We start from the raw sequence: 18,151 nt of genomic DNA, 5'->3' as shown, positions 1-18,151 counted from the left end.
ATGCCACTGACAAGACGGATGTTTGCCCAACTCGTGGCATCTGCACTGCTGCTACGCCATCTTCCCGCGTTTGCTCAAACCTCGCTGACTGTGGCCATTGGAGACTCTCCGAAGCCAGAAACGACCCAACGCGTGGTCAGCGCGGGCGCGCCTGCTGACATGCTGCTGCTGGCCGTCGCACCGGAAAAACTGGTGGGGCTTTCCTCCTTTGATTTCTCTCGCCAGACCGCCATCCCGTTTAACGATAACATTCGGACTTTGCCGAAACTCGGCAGGCTGGCGGGGCGCGCCAGCACGCTCTCGCTTGAAGCACTCCTGGCGCTTAAACCTGACCTGGTTATTGACTGCGGTAATGCCGATGAAACCTGGCTTTCTCAGGCCAGACAAGTGAGCGCACAAACACAGATTCCCTGGCTGCTGATTAACGGCGAATTGCGCCATACCCCAGAACAGTTTCGCGCAGTCGGTGAAGTATTGGGCGTCGTCTCGCGAACCGCAATGCAGGCCGCGCTGGCCCGTCGATTTATCGATGATGCAATAGCTTTCTCGCATTCACCCGCGGCGAATCTGCGTTTTTATGCCGCGCGCGGTGCCAGAGGACTGGAGACTGGTTTACAAGGTTCTCTGCATACCGAAGCAGCAGAACTACTGGGGTTGCACAATGTGGCGCACATCCCCGGACGACAGGGGCTCACACAGGTCTCAATGGAAAACCTGCTCAGCTGGCAGCCGGATATTATCCTGGTGCAGGATGCGGTGACAGCGCAGTTCCTACGAGAAGATCCGGTCTGGCAAGGAGTCAAAGCGGTTGCTGACCGGCGCATTCTGTTTCTCAGCGGTCTGCCGTTTGGCTGGCTGGATGCACCTCCTGGCATCAACCGTTTACTGGGGTTACGCCGCCTGCACGCCTGGCTTGATCCACAGGTTGAAGCGAGCTTTAAAACCGATATGCAGCGCTACAGTGAATTGTTCTGGCACACCACACTAAGCGACGCACAGTATCAAAGGTTGGTGGCAGTCTGATGAAAACATCAACCCTCGGTTTTCTGATGATTGCTGCGGTGGTGCTTTGCGCGAGCGTCGCCGCGGTATCAGGCGCGTATCGCCTGGATGCACAACAGGTTTTGAATCTCGTGGCCGGTGCAGATGGCGTTCCAATGCAGGACAAAATCGTCTTCTGGCAAATCCGCCTGCCACGCATACTGGCTGCATTGCTGCTCGGCGCGGCGCTGGCGGGCGCAGGAACCACCTATCAGGGCATGTTCCGCAACCCGCTGGTCTCGCCGGATATTCTCGGCGTGGCGGCGGGTGCGGGTTTAGGTGCCTGTTTAGCAATCCTGTTAGGTTTACCGATCCTGTTCATTCAGCTGTATGCGTTCATGGGCGGTTTATTCGTGGTCGCCGGTGTCTGGTTGATTACCCGGCGAGTCAAGCGTCACGACCCGGTGTTAACACTGGTGCTGGTCGGGATTGCGCTGGGTACGGTATGCGGTGCGGGAATTTCGCTCATCAAAACGCTGGCCGACCCGTATACCCAACTCCCGTCTATCACCTTCTGGCTGCTTGGCGGTTTATCGACGATCACGCTGCACGACCTGTGGTTCTCGGCACCGCTGATCTTCGCAGGACTCGTCCCGCTATTGCTGCTGCGCTGGCGCATGAACCTGCTCACCCTGTCGGATGATGAAGCACGATCGCTTGGGATCAACGTCTCGCGATTGCGGCTGGGACTGATCGTCTGCGCTACGTTAATCACCGCCTGTACCGTTGCCATCGCGGGCATTATCGGCTGGATTGGGCTGGTTGTACCGCACATCGGCAGACTCCTCAGTGGCAATAACCACCAGCAGTTGCTGCCAGTTTCCATGGGGATCGGCGCCATTTTGCTACTGCTCACCGATACTTTTGCCCGCACGCTGAGCAGCACAGAAATCCCGCTGGGGATCCTGACGGCATTTATTGGCGCACCGTTCTTTTTGCTGCTTTTGCTACGGGGAAATCGCCCATGACGCTTCTGACCGTCCGCCATGCGTCGTTGGGATACCACAGTCACCAGCCCGTGTTACGCGATGTCTCATTTCAGGTTTCGCCCGGCTCCGTCTGTTGTCTGATTGGGGCCAACGGCAGTGGAAAAACCACCCTGATGCGCACCATTCTCGGCGTTCTTTCGCCGCTTCACGGTGACATTCTGCTTGATGGCGTCGCCATAAATCATCTCAGCGATCGGCAACGCGCCGCCGCTATTGCCTGGGTTCCTCAGGCACATGACGGCGCGTTTGCCTTCACTGCGCTGGACATGGTGATGATGGGGCTGGCCCCGCAATTGGCGGCATTTGCGGTTCCCGGCGCTAAAGAGCGTGAAAATGCGCACCAGCAGATGACGATGCTGGGAATCTCTCACCTGGCGCCCCGACGCTGGAACACGCTGAGCGGCGGAGAGCGGCAACTGGTGTTAATTGCCCGCGCGCTGGCGCAGCGTCCGCGTCTTTTGTTGCTGGATGAACCCGCTTCCAGCCTGGATTTTGGGCATCAGATCCGTCTGCTCGACACGCTAGTGACGCTGAAAAACTCGGGTATGGCCCTGCTGATGTCGACCCATCATCCGTTGCACGCCCGGGCAATCGCCGACAGCGTGGTACGCGTTGAACCGAACGGTGCAGTGTCGCAGGGGCTTCCTGAACAGCAGCTCGCCACCGATCGTCTGGCAGCGCTGTATCGCGTTACACCGTCACAAATCGCCCATCACCTCTTTGGCTCACACAACTAAGGAATAAGAATGCTCATTGACGACATTGATTTTGCCGATCTTTACCGTAAACAGTTACAGCTGGCGAACAGAACCGAGAAAAAACCGGAGCACTGGGATAAGCGTGCGGAAAAAATGGCAGAGAATTGCGCCTCATTAACCGACAGCTATCTGCTACAGCTGTTGGGAAAAATCGACCTGAAAGGGGCGGAGTCGCTGTTTGATATGGGCTGCGGTCCCGGTACGGTTTCGCTGGCGTTGGCTAAAAAGATGCCAATAATTTACGGCGTAGATTACAGCCAGGGCATGCTTAGCGTAGCTGCCCGCCGCGCTGCGCAAATGAACGCCCGTCACGTGCAGTGGGTGCAGCGGGCCTGGGAGGAACACTGGGATGATTTACCCCAGTGCGATATCGCCGTCGCTTCGCGCTCTACGCTGGTTGCCGATATGCGCCAGGCGATGACCAAACTGAATAATCAGGCCCGACTGCGGGTTTACACCACTCATCTCGTCAGTTCATCTTTCGTTTCCCCCACCATTCAGCGTGCACTGGGCCGCGAAGTGATTGAGCTTCCCAACTATATCTATGCGCTTAATGTCCTGTATCAGATGGGGATCCACGCGCATGTTGATTTTATCCGCGGACCCAACTGCCAGCAGGACAACAGCACCTGGACGCGTTTTCTGGAAAACGTGCGCTGGAGTATGGGTGAACTGAGCGCCGACGAGGTCGAACGTCTGGAAACCTGGTATCAACAGCAGGATCCACGCACGATTGCCCCCGCCAGCCGTGACTGGGCGCTTATCTGGTGGGACAGCGTGCCGCGGGAGGCGCTGCGATGATCTACTTTTCGCAGGCGCAAACCGACGCGCTGCTGCTGGAAGATATTCAGGGCGGCGATCTGACTACCCGCGCGTTGGGGATCGGCGCACAGCCGGGCGTTATGGCGTTTTACCATCGCCAGGGCGGATGCGTTAGCGGCACCGCCGTTGCCAGACAAATGCTCACCTCATTAGGGCTGACCGTCAGCGACATGGTGGCCGATGGTGAACAGGTAAGTGCAGGACAGCGATTGATTCGCGCACATGGGAATGCGGCGGCGCTACACCAGGGTTGGAAAGCGGTACAAAATGTCCTGGAGTGGAGCTGCGGGGTTTCAGGCTATCTTGAGAGCATGTTGAGCCAACTGCGCCAACGCTATCCTGATGGGCAGATTGCCTGCACCCGCAAAGCCATTCCCGGCACGCGTTTGTTGGCGACTCAGGCAATACTCGCCGCGGGAGGCATTATCCATCGCGGAGGATGCGCCGAAACGGTACTGCTGTTTGCTAATCACCGCCATTTTCTTACCAACCCAAACGACTGGTCAGGTGCGATTGCGCGCTTACGCAGCCATGCGCCAGAAAAAAAGATCGTGGTTGAAGCAGATACGCCAGATGAGGCATTAGCCGCGCTACGCGCCGCGCCCGATGTCCTGCAACTCGACAAATTTACCCCTGAGCAAGCAACAGAAATTGTCCGCCAGGCCCCTTCTCTGGCCCCCCATTGCACGCTGGCGCTGACTGGCGGCATTACCCTCGCCTCGCTGGCGAGTTATCTCGACTGTGGCATCAGACTTTTCATCACTTCCGCGCCTTACTACGCTCCGCCCGCGGATATCAAAGTTAGCCTGAGCCCGGACGCACGTGGCATATAACATTAATAAATGGACTAAAAATAATGAATTTCAACAAAAGTTGTCTTTACACAGCCCTGTCGTTTGCTTTCGCGCACAGCGCTTTTGCTGGGCAGGAAAGCGAAACCATGACCGTCTGGTCAAGTCCGGCCTCCGCCGCAACCACTACGGTTCTCGGCCAGGAAACGATGCAGCAACTGGATAAGCAAAACGTGGCGCAGGCACTGAGCGTTGTCCCCGGCGTCGTGCTGCAAAAGTCAGGCAATCGCAATGAACAGCAGGTGAAAGTCCGCGGTTTTGACAGCCGTCAGGTTCCCGTCTATTTTGACGGCGTGCCGGTATACATCCCCTATGATGGCAACCTCGATTTAGGCCGTTTTCTGACCTCCGATATCGCTTCGGTTGAAGTCTCCAAAGGCTACTCGTCGCTGTTACAAGGGCCGAACCAGATGGGCGGCGCCATCAATATCACCACCCAAAAGCCCACCAAACCGATTGAAGGCAGCATTGGCTATCGCCAGGGCTGGAGTCGTAGCAAAGACAATGCCCACGATATGCACGCTTCATTTGGCGCCAGCAACGATCTCGGCTACATCCAGCTCAGCGGCAGTCAGTTGAAGCAGGATTTCCTTGGCTTACCGCACGGCGTGGACAATCCTATTGCGGGCAGCAACGGCAAGATGATTAACTCCTCCGCCGATGACAAACGCGGCATCGTGAAGCTGGGCTTTACCCCACGTGGTAATGACGAATATGTGCTGACCTATATTAATCAGGACGGTGAAAAAGATAACCCGCCGTACGCTGGAACCAGCAGTCAGAAATCACGCTACTGGCAATGGCCACAGTACGATAAAGAGAGCTATTACTATCAGGGCACCACCCATCTGGGCGATCGTTTCACCCTGAAAAGCCGTCTGTATCGCGATACCTTTGAAAATACGCTGATGATGTACAACTCGCTTGCCGATCTGAAAAACAAAAAAGGCAGCTACAGTCATTATTCAGACTATAGCGATGGGGCTGGTCTGCAGCTCGCTGCGGATATGCGTGAAAACGACCAGCTCTCTTTCGCGGTGAACTGGAAGGATGATGTTCACCGCGAGAAAGGCGCACCTAATGCGTCTTACGACCGTTACGAAGACCGCACCTGGTCCGTTGCCAGCGAATACCAGTGGGCAGCAGCGGATAACGTCGATGTCGTGGCGGGAATAAGCTATGACTGGCGCGACAGTCTGGAAGGCATGAAGCACGAAAAAAATGGTAGCGTCACCCACTATGATGACAACAATCAGTCGGCCTTCAACTGGCAGATGATGACCAAATATCACTTTGAAAATTCAGACACATTAGCGCTGTCCTACTCTGACAGAACACGTTTCCCAACACTGAAAGAGCGCTACACCACCTCGAAACCGGCCTATAACCAGGTGGCGCTGGTCAATCCGCAGCTTAAACCGGAACGCGCCCGCAGCGTGGATCTGACCTGGAATGGTTCACTTGGTAAAGACTGGGGATTCGAAGCCAGCGTCTATTACAACCGCATCAGCGATGCGATTCTTTCACACAATATTGATGCCGATACCATCCAGAATCAGAACAGCGGCCGGGTGGATTACACCGGTCTGGATGCAGGCGTTAAAGGTAAAGTCTTTGATATGCTGGATGTTGGGCTGAGCTATGGCCTGATTCATGCGGACGTCAAACGCAGCGACATCGGCAAAATAACCGATTTGCCGACGCAAACCCTCACCGCATGGATGACGCTGAAACCGTGGGATCCGCTGAGCATTACGCTGTCTGAAGAGGCCCGCTCATCGAGCTATAGCAATAGCGACGGCTCGCAGAAAGCCGCAGGTTTCGCCATTACCCATTTACGCGCCGACTACGCCATCGGTCACGGGTTCAGCGTCAACGCTTCAGTCAATAACCTGTTCGATACACAATACGTGTACAGCGAAGGATTTATCGAAGAAGGCCGTAATTACTGGGCGGGAATTGAGTATCAGTTCTGACTTAGCGACATAGAGAAACGGCCCCCACAGGGGCCGTTCGATTAATCTCGTCGTACAAGCCGGAAGACACCCAGCACAACAATCGCGCCGACCACGGCCACCAGGAAGCTATGGAGATTAAATCCGCTGACATCGCCGCCAATACCAAACATCGTTGCCAACCATCCACCGACCACAGCACCGACAATACCGAGAATACAGGTCAGGATAAACCCACCGCCATCACGCCCCGGCATAATCAGTTTGGCGATAACCCCCGCAATCAGACCAAAAATAATCCAGGCAATAATTCCCATTTTCAGGCCCTCTTTCCAGTGAACGCACGCGCAAGACATTCCTGCGCCAGCACTTAAAGTATAGGCAAGCCATCGCGACATGCTTTTATCACTCAGACTTAATTCATTGGGTTTGGTAAAAAATTTCATCCATTTGTATTAAGTTCCGTAGATTAATGCCGATAACCCAACGACAAACCAGGCATCCAGGAGTCATTAGGTGTGAGTAACTACAATGAGCAGTTCCTGAAGCAAAATCCGTTAGCGGTGTTAGGTGTACTTCGGGACTTGAAGTCGCAGCAGGTTCCACTGCGTATCTCCTGGTCAGGCGGCCAGTTCATCAGCAAAATTCTGACCGTCAGTCCCGATGAACTGATCATGGATTTTGGCAGCCAGGAATATGAAAACCAGGCCGTACAGCGGGCCAGCCAGATCTCAATTATCGCCGAAACGCAGGGAGCCAAAGTAGAATTCACCCTGCCACAGCTGAAAAAAGGTGAGTATCAGCAACTGCCGGCCTTTATTTCATCCTTGCCGCCTTCTCTGTGGTTTGTGCAGCGTCGGGAATATTTCCGCATCGGCGCTCCGCTGCATCCTCCCTATCGCTGCACGGCAAAAATGCCGGACAACAGCATTCTGCATTTTCGCTTATTCGATCTGTCTCTCGGCGGCATGGGCGGGCTGTTAGAAGTGGCAAAACCAGAGGGGTTGGCAGAAGGTATGCGCTTCTCGCAGGTTGAACTAAATATGGAGCAATGGGGGGTGTATCACGTTGACGCCCAACTTATTTCCATTAGCGAACGCAAGGTTATCGATGGGAAAAACGAAACCATTACCACTCCCCGCCTGAGCTTTCGTTTTCTCAACGTCGGCCCGGCGGTGGAGCGGAACTTACAGCGGATTATTTTTTCCCTTGAACGCGAGGCCCGGGAAAAGTCGAACAAGGTGCGCGATTAGCATCACCTGAATTACATCACATCCAGCGCTTGTTGAAGCTTCCAGATATAGCGCGGGGCCTGCGGCGCCGGATGATTGTCCGCAACATGTTCAATAAATTCATCCGGGCTGAGGTCGTTGATTTTATTGATCGCTTTTTTCCTGTCGGATGAGAACGTGCGTAACAGTGCGCCCGCACCGTTGGCGTACGAGACTACCAGCGCGTACTGCATCACCTGCGGATCTTCAATCCCGGCCAGCGGCCCGGTTTCGAGAATACTCAGGTATGCGGCCCCCATCGAGATATTGCGCTCGGGGTTTTTCAACTCACTGGTCGACGGCTCTCCACTCCAGCCCATGCGGCGATAAACATCGCGTCCTGAAGTTGAGGCTTTCAACTGCATCAGACCAATCGCATTGGACTTACTGACCGCATTCGGATTTCCGCCTGATTCAATGGCGATAATAGCGGTAATCAATTGTGGACTGACACCCCAGGCCGCACCGGCTTTTTCACTGATCGGCATCCATTGCATTGCGCGTTTAACCGGAACTTCAGCATTCCACGGCGGGTTTTTGTAATCCTGTTTTGAACTACAGCCCGCAAGTAATACAACCAAAAAAGCAAACCATCTCAATTTCACGTCATCTATCCTTATAGCCGGAACCTGTCGCTGAGGTGACAACGACATACCTACGCGGCATGATATACATTTGGTTTTAGTTGTAGCAAGGAAATGCCATGTCCCGGTTTCACTTAATTGCCCCATCGGGCTACTGTATCAATCAGCAGGCTGCCTTACGTGGGCTTGCGCGTCTTATTGAGGCCGGTCATCAGGTCGACAATTCAGCGGTCATTGCGCGCCGCTGCCAGCGTTTTGCGGGGACAGAGGCAGAAAGGCTTGCTGATGTGAACTCGCTCGTTAATCTGAAAACCCCCGATACCGTTGTGATGGCGGTACGCGGCGGCTATGGCGCGAGCCGTTTACTGGAAGATATTGACTGGCAGGGGCTGGCAGCCCGCCAGCAACAAGATCCGCTACTGCTGTGCGGACACAGCGATTTTACGGCGATCCAGTGTGGTCTGCTGACACAGGGGAATGTGATTAGCTTCAGCGGCCCGATGCTGGCGGCGAACTTCGGCGCCGAAGAAATGAACGCATTCACCGAGCACCATTTCTGGCAGGCTTTGCGTAATGCCCAATTTACCCTCGAATGGCAGGGTGACGGTCCGCAGTGCGCAACTGAAGGTACACTGTGGGGCGGAAATCTGGCGATGATCATTTCGCTGATGGGTACACCGTGGATGCCGGCCATCAAAAACGGCATTTTGGTGCTGGAAGACATTAACGAGCATCCATTCCGTGTCGAGCGCATGCTGCTGCAGCTGTACCACGCCGGAATACTGGCCCAGCAAAACGCCATTATTCTCGGCAGTTTTAGCGGTAGCGCACCCAATGATTACGATGCCGGTTACAATCTTGATTCAGTTTGTGATTTTCTGCGCGCCAGATTGTCAGTACCGTTGATCTGCGGCCTCGATTTTGGCCATGAACAACGCACTGTCACCCTGCCTTTGGGAGCCAATGCGGTGCTGAAAAATGATAAAAACGGCACTCAGCTCACCTTAAGTGGGCATCCGGTACTAAAATCGTAAAAAAAGCGGCTAATGGGGCTAAGCAAAACGCTGTTTCTGTCGTTATTATGGTAGGGTTTATTAATACGAAACAGCGTAATTCAGGAGTAACCGAACGTTGGATGCCGCAGCAATTATTAGCCTTTTTATTTTGGGTTCCGTTCTCGTCACCTGCAGTATCTTACTCAGTTCATTCTCATCACGCCTCGGTATCCCTATCCTGGTGATATTTCTCGCTATCGGTATGTTAGCGGGCGTAGATGGTATAGGCGGCATACCTTTCGATAACTATCCATTCGCCTACATGGTGAGTAACCTGGCACTGGCAGTTATCCTGCTCGACGGCGGGATGCGCACCCAGGCCAGCTCTTTTCGCGTTGCGTTAGGCCCGGCGCTATCGTTGGCGACGGTCGGTGTGCTGATTACTTCCGGACTCACCGGCATGATGGCCGCGTGGCTGTTTCATCTGGATCTTATTGAAGGACTCCTGATTGGCGCGATTGTTGGTTCAACCGACGCCGCGGCGGTCTTTTCCCTGCTTGGCGGTAAGGGGCTTAACGAACGCGTTGGCTCTACGCTGGAAATTGAATCCGGCAGTAATGACCCGATGGCCGTGTTTTTGACCATCACGCTCATCGCCATGATCCAAAACCACGAAACCGGTTTAAGCTGGATGTTCGCGGTGCACATTATCCAGCAGTTTGGCTTAGGCATCGTTATCGGTCTGGGCGGTGGATATATGCTCCAGCAGATGATTAACCGCATTTCTCTGCCTGCCGGACTGTATCCGCTATTGGCGTTAAGCGGTGGGATCCTGATTTTTGCCCTGACCACTGCGCTGGAAGGCAGCGGTATTCTGGCAGTTTATCTGTGTGGTTTCTTGCTGGGTAATCGCCCTATTCGCAACCGGTTTGGCATTCTGCAAAACTTCGACGGTCTGGCCTGGCTGGCGCAAATCGCCATGTTCCTGGTGCTCGGACTGCTGGTTACGCCGTCCGACCTGCTACCTATCGTGGTTCCTGCGCTGATTTTGTCTGCGTGGATGATTTTCATTGCCCGCCCACTTTCGGTTTTCGCCGGACTGCTGCCGTTTCGCGGCTTCAATCTGCGCGAACGCATTTTCATCAGTTGGGTGGGTCTGCGCGGTGCGGTACCCATCATCCTCGCCGTCTTCCCAATGATGGCGGGTCTGGAGAATGCACGCCTGTTCTTTAACGTCGCCTTCTTCGTGGTACTGATCTCGTTGCTGTTCCAGGGAACCTCTCTTTCATGGGCCGCTAAAAAAGCCAAAGTGGTGGTCCCTCCTGTTGGCTGGCCCGTGTCGCGCATTGGCCTGGATATTCATCCGGATAACCCGTGGGAGCAGTTTGTTTATCAGCTCAGCGCCGATAAGTGGTGCGTAGGAGCCGCATTGCGCGACCTGCATATGCCGGAAGAAACGCGAATAGCCGCCCTGTTTCGTGACAACGTGCTGTTTCACCCCTCCGGCAGCACACGTCTGCGCGAAGGCGATGTATTGTGTGTTATTGGCCGCGAGCGCGATCTCCCGGCTCTTGGCAAGCTGTTCAGCCAGTCGCCACCTGTGTCGTTAGACCAGCGCTTCTTCGGTGATTTTATTCTTGAAGCCAGCGCAAAATATGCCGATGTGGCGCTGATTTATGGCCTGGAAGATGGCACCGAGTATCGTGATAAGCAGCAAACGTTGGGTGAAATTGTCCAGCATCTGCTTGGTGCCGCGCCGGTCGTCGGTGACCAGGTGGAATTCGCTGGCATGATCTGGACCGTAGCCGAGAAGGAAGATAATGCGGTGCTGAAGGTCGGTGTTCGCGTTGCTGAAGATGAGGATGAGTAAAGCGGATGTTTTGCCGGGTGGCGGCTGCGCCTTACCCGGCCTACAAAATGCACTGACTCTGGAGGCCTGATAAACGCAGCAGCATCAGGCAATGCTATATAAAGTTACACCGTCACAACTGGCACGCGCAGCGCCAGAGAACACATTAACTCGTAGCCTACCGTACCTGCGGCGGTGGCCACATCGTCAATTTTAATCTCTTTGCCCCACAGCTCTACCGGCGTCCCGATCCCTGCCTGCGGGCATGGTGTCAGATCTACCGCCAACATATCCATTGAGACTGTCCCCACCGTCCCGGTACGTACACCGTCCACCAGCACCGGAGTACCACTTGGCGCATGGCGTGGATAACCGTCTGCATAGCCGGTCGCTACAATGCCAATGCGCTGCTCGCCGCTGGCAGTGTAGCGTCCACCGTAGCCCACCCGATCGCCAGCTTTCAGCGTCTGTATGCCGATGATCTCACTGCTCAGCGTCATCACTGGCTTCAGGCCGGTGTTAGCGATGTCCCGCCATTGTCCTGAAGGCGACGCACCATACAAAATAATGCCCGGACGAACCCAGTCATAATGCGCTTCAGGGTGCCACAGCGTGGCTGCCGAATTCGACAGCGATCGTCTGCACTCCAGCCCTTCAGTTGCCTGCGCAATACGTGTCATAGCCTCCTGTATACCTTCCGGGTGCTCTGCATCGGCAAAATGGGACATCAGCGTCATTTCACCGACATTGGGCATCGCCCGCAGCTGTTGCCAGACCGTGGGAACTCTTTCCGGTAAAAAACCAAGGCGGTTCATACCACTGTTCACCTTCAGGTAAACATCGAGCGGCGCCTTCAGGCGTGCATTCTGCAATGCTTTTAGCTGCCAGTTACTGTGTACACAGGTGGTGAGTCGATAATTGTCATATACCGTCAGGTCTTCGGCGTGGAAAAAACCCTCCAGCATGAGTATCGGGCCTTTCCATCCGCGCTCGCGTAGGGTTATCGCCTCTTCAAGATTGAGCATGGCAAAACCATCGGTTGTGCCCAGCGCATTCCAGACGCGTTCAATACCGTGTCCATACGCATTGGCTTTCACCACCGACCAGACGCGGGCGTCCGGCGCGGCCTGGCGGGTAATGGTCAGATTTTGTTTCAACGCCTGCAGGTCAATGCTGGCCAGTATCGGGCGGGTCATCTCACGTCCTTATCAGTTATGTGCGCCATGTAAATGCCGTGGACGAGAGGGGGTAAACCCCGGACTGTAACGCGCCACGCTCAGATCGTCATAAGGTATGGCTGGCGTGCGGCCAGAAAGGATATCGCTCAGTAGCTGACCGGAGCCGCAGGCCATGGTCCAACCCAGCGTGCCGTGGCCGGTATTGAGCAGCAGATTCTTAAAGCGGGTGCGCCCCACCACAGGCGTTCCGTCCGGCGTCATCGGACGCAGTCCGGTCCAGAAGGTTGCCTGCTCCACATGACCGCCGCGCGGGAAGAGATCGCGTACGACCATTTCCAGCGTTTCACGACGAGGTTGTAGCAATTCTGTATTAAAGCCGACAATCTCCGCCATGCCGCCAACGCGAATACGATTGTCAAAGCGGGTAATAGCGATTTTATAGGTTTCATCAAGGATAGTAGAAACCGGCGCACCGTCGTCTTGCGCCACCGGAATGGTCAACGAATAGCCTTTGAGCGGATAGACCGGGATATCAACGATCCCTTTCAGCATTGCCGTGGAGTACGAACCAAACGCCATCACATAGGCATCGGCTTTAACTATCTCTTCGCCGCACTGGACGCCATAAATCTGCTCACCATCGCTCAGCAGCTTATCGACCGGGGTATTAAAGCGAAACTTAACGCCCGCCTGCTCCGCCATCTGCGCCAGACGCTGGGTAAACAGCTGGCAGTCGCCGGTTTCATCATTCGGTAAACGCAGACCGCCGGTCAGCTTGTGCGCCACTTCTGCCAGTGCGGGTTCGACTTCCGCCAGACGGTTTGCTTCCAGCAGTTGATATGGCACGCCCGCATCTTCTAGCACGGCGATGTCGCGGGTAGCGTTTTCATACTGTTGAGCGGTACGGAAAAGTTGCAGGGTTCCGCCCTGGCGCCCCTCGTACTCGATACCGGTAGAGGCGCGCAGCGCTTTCAGGCAATCACGGCTGTATTCCGCCAGTCGCACCATGCGTCCTTTGTTTTCCATGTAGTGGCTGGTGTCGCAGTTGCGCAGCATCTGCCACATCCATTTCAACTGGAACTGGGTTCCGTCAAGACGGACGGCCAGCGGAGCGTGGCGCTGAAACATCCACTTAATTGCTTTTAGCGGTACGCCTGGTGCCGCCCATGGTGCTGCATAACCTGGAGAGATTTGCCCCGCGTTCGCCGCACTGGTTTCCAGTGCGGGACCGGGCTCACGATCAATGACGGTGACATCGTGTCCAGCCTGACTTAAGTACCAGGCGCTGGTCACGCCAACGACACCACTTCCCAGTATGACAACTCGCATAGCCACTCCGTTAACAGTAAAAGAACAATCATCTAATTACATCTTGATAACTCAGTTGAAAATATTATTCAACATATGGCTTTTTTATGGTGACTTACCTCACATATAGCGGTGATGACTGGGGACTCTCCGCTTTGGCATCTCCTGCTGTGCGTTATTTTTATCCAGCATAAAATTTTGCGGCCATGCCATTTTTCGACGCCTCGCTAACGTGAAATCGCAAAGAAAAAATTTCTGCCGCAGCACGTTTTTTAACACCATGATCTATGCTTGACATGAGGTACTCCAGACAGAGAGTGCCGCCAACAATGAGGGTGCGCGAATGGCTACGATTGATTCCATGAACAAGGACAGCACACGGTTAAGCGATGGACCCGACTGGACGTTTGATCTGCTGGATGTCTATCTGGCAGAGATAGACCGCGTGGCGAAACTCTACAGACTGGATACCTACCCGCACCAAATCGAGGTGATCACCTCCGAACAGATGATGGACGCTTATTCCAGCGTCGGGATGCCGATCAACTATCCTCACTGGTCGTTTGGTAAAAAGTTTATTGAAACCGAGCGCTTGTATAAGCATGGTCAGCAGGGGCTGGCCTATGAGATCGTTATCAACTCCAATCCGTGTATCGCGTATCTGATGGAGGAGAACACCATCACTATGCAGGCGCTGGTGATGGCGCATGCCTGCTACGGACACAACTCCTTTTTTAAAAACAACTACCTGTTCCGAAGCTGGACGGATGCCAGTTCCATTGTCGATTACCTGATCTTCGCGCGAAACTATATTACCCAGTGTGAAGAGCGTTACGGCGTGGATGAAGTCGAAAAGCTACTCGACTCCTGCCATGCGCTGATGAACTACGGCGTTGACCGTTACAAACGCCCGCAAAAAATTTCCCTACAGGAAGAGAAAGCCCGTCAGAAAAGCCGTGAAGAGTATCTGCAAAGCCAGGTGAATATGTTGTGGCGCACGCTGCCGAAGAAAGAGGAAGAGAAAACCGTGGCGGAAGCCCGGCGTTATCCCTCTGAGCCACAGGAGAACCTGCTGTACTTCATGGAGAAGAACGCCCCGCTGCTGGAGTCCTGGCAACGTGAAGTCCTGCGCATTGTACGCAAGGTCAGTCAGTATTTTTATCCGCAGAAACAGACGCAGGTGATGAACGAGGGCTGGGCCACTTTCTGGCATTACACCATCCTGAACCACCTTTATGATGAAGGTAAAGTCACCGAACGGTTTATGCTGGAGTTTCTGCATAGCCATACCAATGTGGTATTTCAGCCGCCCTACAACAGCCCGTGGTATAGCGGGATAAACCCTTATGCCCTGGGGTTTGCCATGTTCCAGGATATCAAACGTATTTGTCAGTCGCCGACCGAGGAGGACAAATACTGGTTCCCGGACATAGCGGGTTCCGACTGGCTGGAAACCCTGCATTTCGCGATGCGCGATTTCAAAGATGAGAGCTTTATCAGCCAGTTCCTGTCACCAAAGGTGATGCGTGATTTCCGTCTGTTCACCGTGCTGGATGACGATCGTCACAACTACCTGGAGATTTCTGCGATTCATAACGAGGAAGGATATCGTGAGATCCGCAACAGGTTGTCGTCGCAATACAACCTCAGCAACCTGGAGCCGAATATTCAAATCTGGAATGTCGATCTGCGTGGCGACCGTTCGCTCACCTTACGCTATATTCCGCATAATCGCGCACCGCTGGATAAAGGACGCAAAGAAGTGCTCAAGCACGTACACCGGCTTTGGGGTTTTGACGTGATGCTGGAGCAACAGAATGAAGATGGCAGCGTGGAGCTGTTGGAGCGTTGCCCGCCAAGGATGAACGGTCTGTAAATCTTATTACCGGAGGCGGTGTAAACACCTAAACCGGCCTACGAAGTGCACACATTGTAGGCCGGATAAGACGCTTTGGCGTCGCCATCTGGCTTTGAGCAATTAACGGCCCTGAATCGCCAAATCGCCCGGAAGGCTCTTTTGCATGCGATGCCAGATTTCGCCACTGTCGTGACCATAGCGACGCACCGTTTCATACACCTGCTCATGAGCGCCCTGCTCGCAGAGTTCTGACAGTTTACGGTAGAAGCTCAGCGCCAGCGCGCGCGCTTCCGGGTTGGCAAAATAATGACGACCAATGCGGGTATATAATCCTTTCATACCGTTGAGGATCAAACCGTAAATCGGATTGCCGGAGGCAAATGCCAGGCCGCGGAAAATGTTATAGTCCAGATCGGCAAATGCGTCAGCGTGGTCGGCCACCTGATTTGCCGTCGCCAGAACCTCCTGTGCTTTATCAGGATGCTGGCGAAACGCAGTGCGAACAAAGATCGTCGAAATATTGGTACGCACGGACAGCAGATTATCAATCAACTGCGGGACACTCTCGTGATCGAGACGCGCCAGCGTTTCAAGAATATTCAGCCCGGAGGTTTCCCAGAAGTTATTCACCTTCGTCGGTTTGCCGTGTTGAATGGTCAACCAGCCATCTCGCGCCAACCGCTGCAATACTTCGCGTAGCGTGGTACGTGTCACCCCAATAAGTTCGGAGAGTTCACGTTCAGCGGGCAAAATAGTGCCAGGTGGGAAGCGGTTATTCCAGATACTTTCAATGATGTACTCTTCCGCGAACCCAGCCGGGCTTTGCGCCTTAATGACCATAGTAAAAATTCCATTACACAGCAAAACATAGTTACACACATCATACCAGATGGGTATCTTAGCTGATAGCTGACGCAATGAAGAAAAAGTGGATCAAGGCTTCATTTTCCTAATAACGCTACAGCACAGCCAACCTTACCAGTCTCGTGAATAGCTTGCCTGTGCCCCCTCCTCCCGCTAAGCTTTGCGGTCAAACATAAAAACATGATTTCATTTTTAAAGGTAGGGAAATCACCATGGAGCTATCATGGGGCCGCGCTATGTGGCGCAATTTTTTAGGTCAATCACCAGACTGGTACAAACTTGCACTGCTTGTCTTCTTAGTCGTTAACCCGATTATTTTTTTCATCAACCCTTTTATCGCCGGCTGGTTGCTGGTGGCCGAGTTCATTTTCACGCTGGCGATGGCGTTAAAATGTTACCCACTGCTGCCAGGCGGGCTGTTGGCTATTGAAGCTGTCATTATTGGTATGACCAGCGCCACGCATGTGCGTGAAGAGGTTGCCGCAAACCTTGAGGTGTTATTGCTGCTGATGTTTATGGTGGCAGGCATCTACTTTATGAAGCAGCTATTACTGTTTATTTTCACTCGTCTGCTGCTCACTATTCGCTCCAAGACGCTGCTGTCACTGTCTTTTTGTGTTGCAGCCGCTTTCCTCTCTGCGTTCCTCGATGCGTTGACCGTCGTTGCCGTGGTAATCAGCGTTGCGGTCGGGTTTTATGGTATCTACCATCGCGTTGCTTCTTCTCGCGCGGAAGACAACAACATGCTTGATGACAGCCATATCGATCAGCACAATAAAGTCGTTCTTGAGCAGTTCCGCGGTTTTCTGCGTAGCCTGATGATGCACGCGGGGGTCGGTACGGCGTTAGGCGGCGTGATGACCATGGTGGGCGAACCACAAAACCTTATTATCGCCAAAGCGGCTGGCTGGCATTTTGGCGACTTCTTCCTGCGCATGTCGCCAGTTACCGTCCCGGTACTGATTTGCGGCCTGTTAACCTGTGTACTGGTCGAGAAATTGCGCTGGTTTGGCTATGGCGAAACGCTGCCGGAGACCGTCCGTGATGTCCTGCAACAGTTTGACGATCAGAGCCGCCAACAACGTACCCGCCAGGACAAAATCAAACTGATTGTCCAGGCGATTATTGGCGTCTGGCTGGTCGTTGCTTTGGCCCTGCATCTGGCAGAAGTCGGATTGATCGGTTTGTCGGTCATCATTCTGGCAACCTCGTTGACCGGCGTAACCGACGAACATGCGATAGGTAAGGCCTTTACCGAGTCGCTACCCTTCACCGCGCTGCTGACCGTGTTCTTCTCTATTGTCGCGGTGATTATCGATCAACAACTCTTTTCACCGATTATTCAGTTTGTGTTGCAGTCGTCTGAACATGCACAACTGACGCTGTTTTATCTCTTCAACGGCCTGCTGTCTTCGATCTCTGATAACGTTTTTGTTGGTACGATTTATATCAATGAAGCCAAAGCCGCGATGGAACATGGGACCATCAGCCTTAACCAATTTGAGCTGTTGGCGGTGGCGATCAATACCGGGACCAACCTGCCTTCGGTGGCCACGCCAAACGGCCAGGCTGCATTCCTGTTCCTGCTGACCTCTGCACTGGCGCCGTTGATTCGCCTCTCTTATGGTCGCATGGTGTGGATGGCCCTGCCTTATACTCTCGTCCTGACGCTCGTCGGCCTGCTTTGCGTCGAGTTCACGCTAGTTCCGGTGACCGAGTGGATGACCCAAACGGGCTGGTTAGCTACACTTTCATAACAATTAACCGGGCAAATCACTGCCCGGTTTGACTTTTTGCATGATAAATATCCGATTACGCAAATTTTCAA

The 18,151-nt window shown here is 53.9% G+C and carries 16 protein-coding genes; 11 read left to right on the top strand and 5 right to left on the bottom strand.

Translation table 11 applies throughout. The features are described from left to right. The 6 genes from BZK40_RS12925 to BZK40_RS12900 are packed head-to-tail and all read left to right on the top strand — an operon-like array spanning position 1 to position 6,437. Positions 1–1,023 (top strand): ABC transporter substrate-binding protein, encoded by a 1,023-nt coding sequence (locus tag BZK40_RS12925; RefSeq protein WP_079934752.1) that lies wholly within the window; start codon positions 1–3, stop codon positions 1,021–1,023. Between the two features lie 26 nt (positions 1,024–1,049). Further along, positions 1,050–2,009, top strand: coding sequence for a FecCD family ABC transporter permease (locus tag BZK40_RS12920; protein WP_410734475.1), 960 nt, complete (start codon positions 1,050–1,052; stop codon positions 2,007–2,009). Continuing rightward, the gene (locus BZK40_RS12915; RefSeq protein ID WP_079934750.1) at positions 2,006–2,767 is read left to right on the top strand and encodes an ABC transporter ATP-binding protein; all 762 of its coding nucleotides are present in this window, start codon (positions 2,006–2,008) and stop codon (positions 2,765–2,767) included. The genes BZK40_RS12920 and BZK40_RS12915 overlap by 4 nt, the downstream gene beginning before the upstream one ends. 9 nt (positions 2,768–2,776) lie before the next feature. Further along, positions 2,777–3,589: a class I SAM-dependent methyltransferase gene (locus BZK40_RS12910; RefSeq protein WP_032943738.1), complete on the top strand. Its 813-nt coding sequence runs from the start codon at positions 2,777–2,779 to the stop codon at positions 3,587–3,589. Then, positions 3,586–4,443 carry a ModD protein gene (gene modD, locus BZK40_RS12905; RefSeq protein ID WP_079934749.1) on the top strand — a complete coding sequence of 286 codons (858 nt, stop codon included), beginning with the start codon at positions 3,586–3,588 and terminating at the stop codon, positions 4,441–4,443. The genes BZK40_RS12910 and modD overlap by 4 nt, the downstream gene beginning before the upstream one ends. A 23-nt stretch (positions 4,444–4,466) precedes the next feature. Then, positions 4,467–6,437 (top strand): TonB-dependent receptor plug domain-containing protein, encoded by a 1,971-nt coding sequence (locus BZK40_RS12900; protein ID WP_079934748.1) that lies wholly within the window; start codon positions 4,467–4,469, stop codon positions 6,435–6,437. Positions 6,438–6,478: 41 nt separating this feature from the next. On the opposite strand, the gene BZK40_RS12895 is transcribed toward BZK40_RS12900, so the two are convergent. Next, positions 6,479–6,733 (bottom strand): GlsB/YeaQ/YmgE family stress response membrane protein, encoded by a 255-nt coding sequence (locus BZK40_RS12895; RefSeq protein WP_048212573.1) that lies wholly within the window; start codon positions 6,731–6,733, stop codon positions 6,479–6,481. 201 nt (positions 6,734–6,934) lie between these two features. On the opposite strand from BZK40_RS12895, the gene ycgR reads away from it, so the two are divergent. Continuing rightward, a complete protein-coding gene (gene ycgR / locus BZK40_RS12890; protein WP_048235228.1) occupies positions 6,935–7,669 on the top strand; it encodes a flagellar brake protein YcgR in 735 nt (244 codons plus the stop codon). Positions 7,670–7,680: 11 nt separating this feature from the next. Here ycgR and emtA read toward each other — a convergent pair whose 3' ends face one another. Then, entirely contained in the window at positions 7,681–8,292 is a 612-nt protein-coding gene (emtA, locus tag BZK40_RS12885) for a membrane-bound lytic murein transglycosylase EmtA (protein ID WP_016153365.1), read from the bottom strand. Between the two features lie 98 nt (positions 8,293–8,390). Here emtA and ldcA point away from each other — a divergent pair, with 98 nt between their 5' ends. Continuing rightward, the gene (gene ldcA / locus BZK40_RS12880) at positions 8,391–9,305 is read left to right on the top strand and encodes a muramoyltetrapeptide carboxypeptidase (protein ID WP_048235227.1); all 915 of its coding nucleotides are present in this window, start codon (positions 8,391–8,393) and stop codon (positions 9,303–9,305) included. A gap of 97 nt (positions 9,306–9,402) precedes the next feature. Next, the gene (locus BZK40_RS12875; RefSeq protein ID WP_008785011.1) at positions 9,403–11,136 is read left to right on the top strand and encodes a potassium/proton antiporter; all 1,734 of its coding nucleotides are present in this window, start codon (positions 9,403–9,405) and stop codon (positions 11,134–11,136) included. Between the two features lie 104 nt (positions 11,137–11,240). Here the strand turns inward: BZK40_RS12875 and dadX are convergent, their stop codons facing one another. Both dadX and BZK40_RS12865 read right to left on the bottom strand, forming a co-directional pair. Continuing rightward, positions 11,241–12,311, bottom strand: coding sequence for a catabolic alanine racemase DadX (dadX, locus tag BZK40_RS12870; RefSeq protein WP_048235226.1), 1,071 nt, complete (start codon positions 12,309–12,311; stop codon positions 11,241–11,243). Between the two features lie 12 nt (positions 12,312–12,323). Beyond that, positions 12,324–13,622, bottom strand: a complete 1,299-nt coding sequence (locus BZK40_RS12865; RefSeq protein WP_003833553.1) for a D-amino acid dehydrogenase — start codon at positions 13,620–13,622, stop codon at positions 12,324–12,326. Positions 13,623–13,944: 322 nt separating this feature from the next. On the opposite strand from BZK40_RS12865, the gene BZK40_RS12860 reads away from it, so the two are divergent. Next, positions 13,945–15,477: a SpoVR family protein gene (locus tag BZK40_RS12860; RefSeq protein WP_003833557.1), complete on the top strand. Its 1,533-nt coding sequence runs from the start codon at positions 13,945–13,947 to the stop codon at positions 15,475–15,477. 102 nt (positions 15,478–15,579) lie between these two features. On the opposite strand, the gene fadR is transcribed toward BZK40_RS12860, so the two are convergent. Next, on the bottom strand, positions 15,580–16,299 hold the full coding sequence (gene fadR / locus BZK40_RS12855) for a fatty acid metabolism transcriptional regulator FadR (protein WP_003833559.1): 720 nt from the start codon (positions 16,297–16,299) through the stop codon (positions 15,580–15,582). A 236-nt stretch (positions 16,300–16,535) separates the two neighbouring features. On the opposite strand from fadR, the gene nhaB reads away from it, so the two are divergent. After that, on the top strand, positions 16,536–18,080 hold the full coding sequence (nhaB, locus tag BZK40_RS12850; protein WP_008785014.1) for a Na(+)/H(+) antiporter NhaB: 1,545 nt from the start codon (positions 16,536–16,538) through the stop codon (positions 18,078–18,080). Positions 18,081–18,151: the final 71 nt, after the last annotated feature.

Source organism: Citrobacter portucalensis (assembly GCF_002042885.1).
In the GTDB taxonomy this organism is placed as follows: Bacteria; Pseudomonadota; Gammaproteobacteria; order Enterobacterales; family Enterobacteriaceae; genus Citrobacter; species Citrobacter portucalensis.
This window is presented reverse-complemented; position numbering and strand designations above follow the sequence as displayed.

Coding starts and splice junctions, on each gene's coding strand:
- BZK40_RS12860 (WP_003833557.1), top strand. CDS start 13,945: ATGGCTACGATTGATTCCATGAACAAGGACAGCACACGGTTAAGCGAT.
- ldcA (WP_048235227.1), top strand. CDS start 8,391: ATGTCCCGGTTTCACTTAATTGCCCCATCGGGCTACTGTATCAATCAG.
- BZK40_RS12900 (WP_079934748.1), top strand. CDS start 4,467: ATGAATTTCAACAAAAGTTGTCTTTACACAGCCCTGTCGTTTGCTTTC.
- BZK40_RS12865 (WP_003833553.1), bottom strand. CDS start 13,622: ATGCGAGTTGTCATACTGGGAAGTGGTGTCGTTGGCGTGACCAGCGCC.
- fadR (WP_003833559.1), bottom strand. CDS start 16,299: ATGGTCATTAAGGCGCAAAGCCCGGCTGGGTTCGCGGAAGAGTACATC.
- BZK40_RS12895 (WP_048212573.1), bottom strand. CDS start 6,733: ATGGGAATTATTGCCTGGATTATTTTTGGTCTGATTGCGGGGGTTATC.
- nhaB (WP_008785014.1), top strand. CDS start 16,536: ATGGAGCTATCATGGGGCCGCGCTATGTGGCGCAATTTTTTAGGTCAA.
- modD (WP_079934749.1), top strand. CDS start 3,586: ATGATCTACTTTTCGCAGGCGCAAACCGACGCGCTGCTGCTGGAAGAT.
- BZK40_RS12910 (WP_032943738.1), top strand. CDS start 2,777: ATGCTCATTGACGACATTGATTTTGCCGATCTTTACCGTAAACAGTTA.
- BZK40_RS12920 (WP_410734475.1), top strand. CDS start 1,050: ATGATTGCTGCGGTGGTGCTTTGCGCGAGCGTCGCCGCGGTATCAGGC.
- BZK40_RS12925 (WP_079934752.1), top strand. CDS start 1: ATGCCACTGACAAGACGGATGTTTGCCCAACTCGTGGCATCTGCACTG.
- dadX (WP_048235226.1), bottom strand. CDS start 12,311: ATGACCCGCCCGATACTGGCCAGCATTGACCTGCAGGCGTTGAAACAA.
- BZK40_RS12915 (WP_079934750.1), top strand. CDS start 2,006: ATGACGCTTCTGACCGTCCGCCATGCGTCGTTGGGATACCACAGTCAC.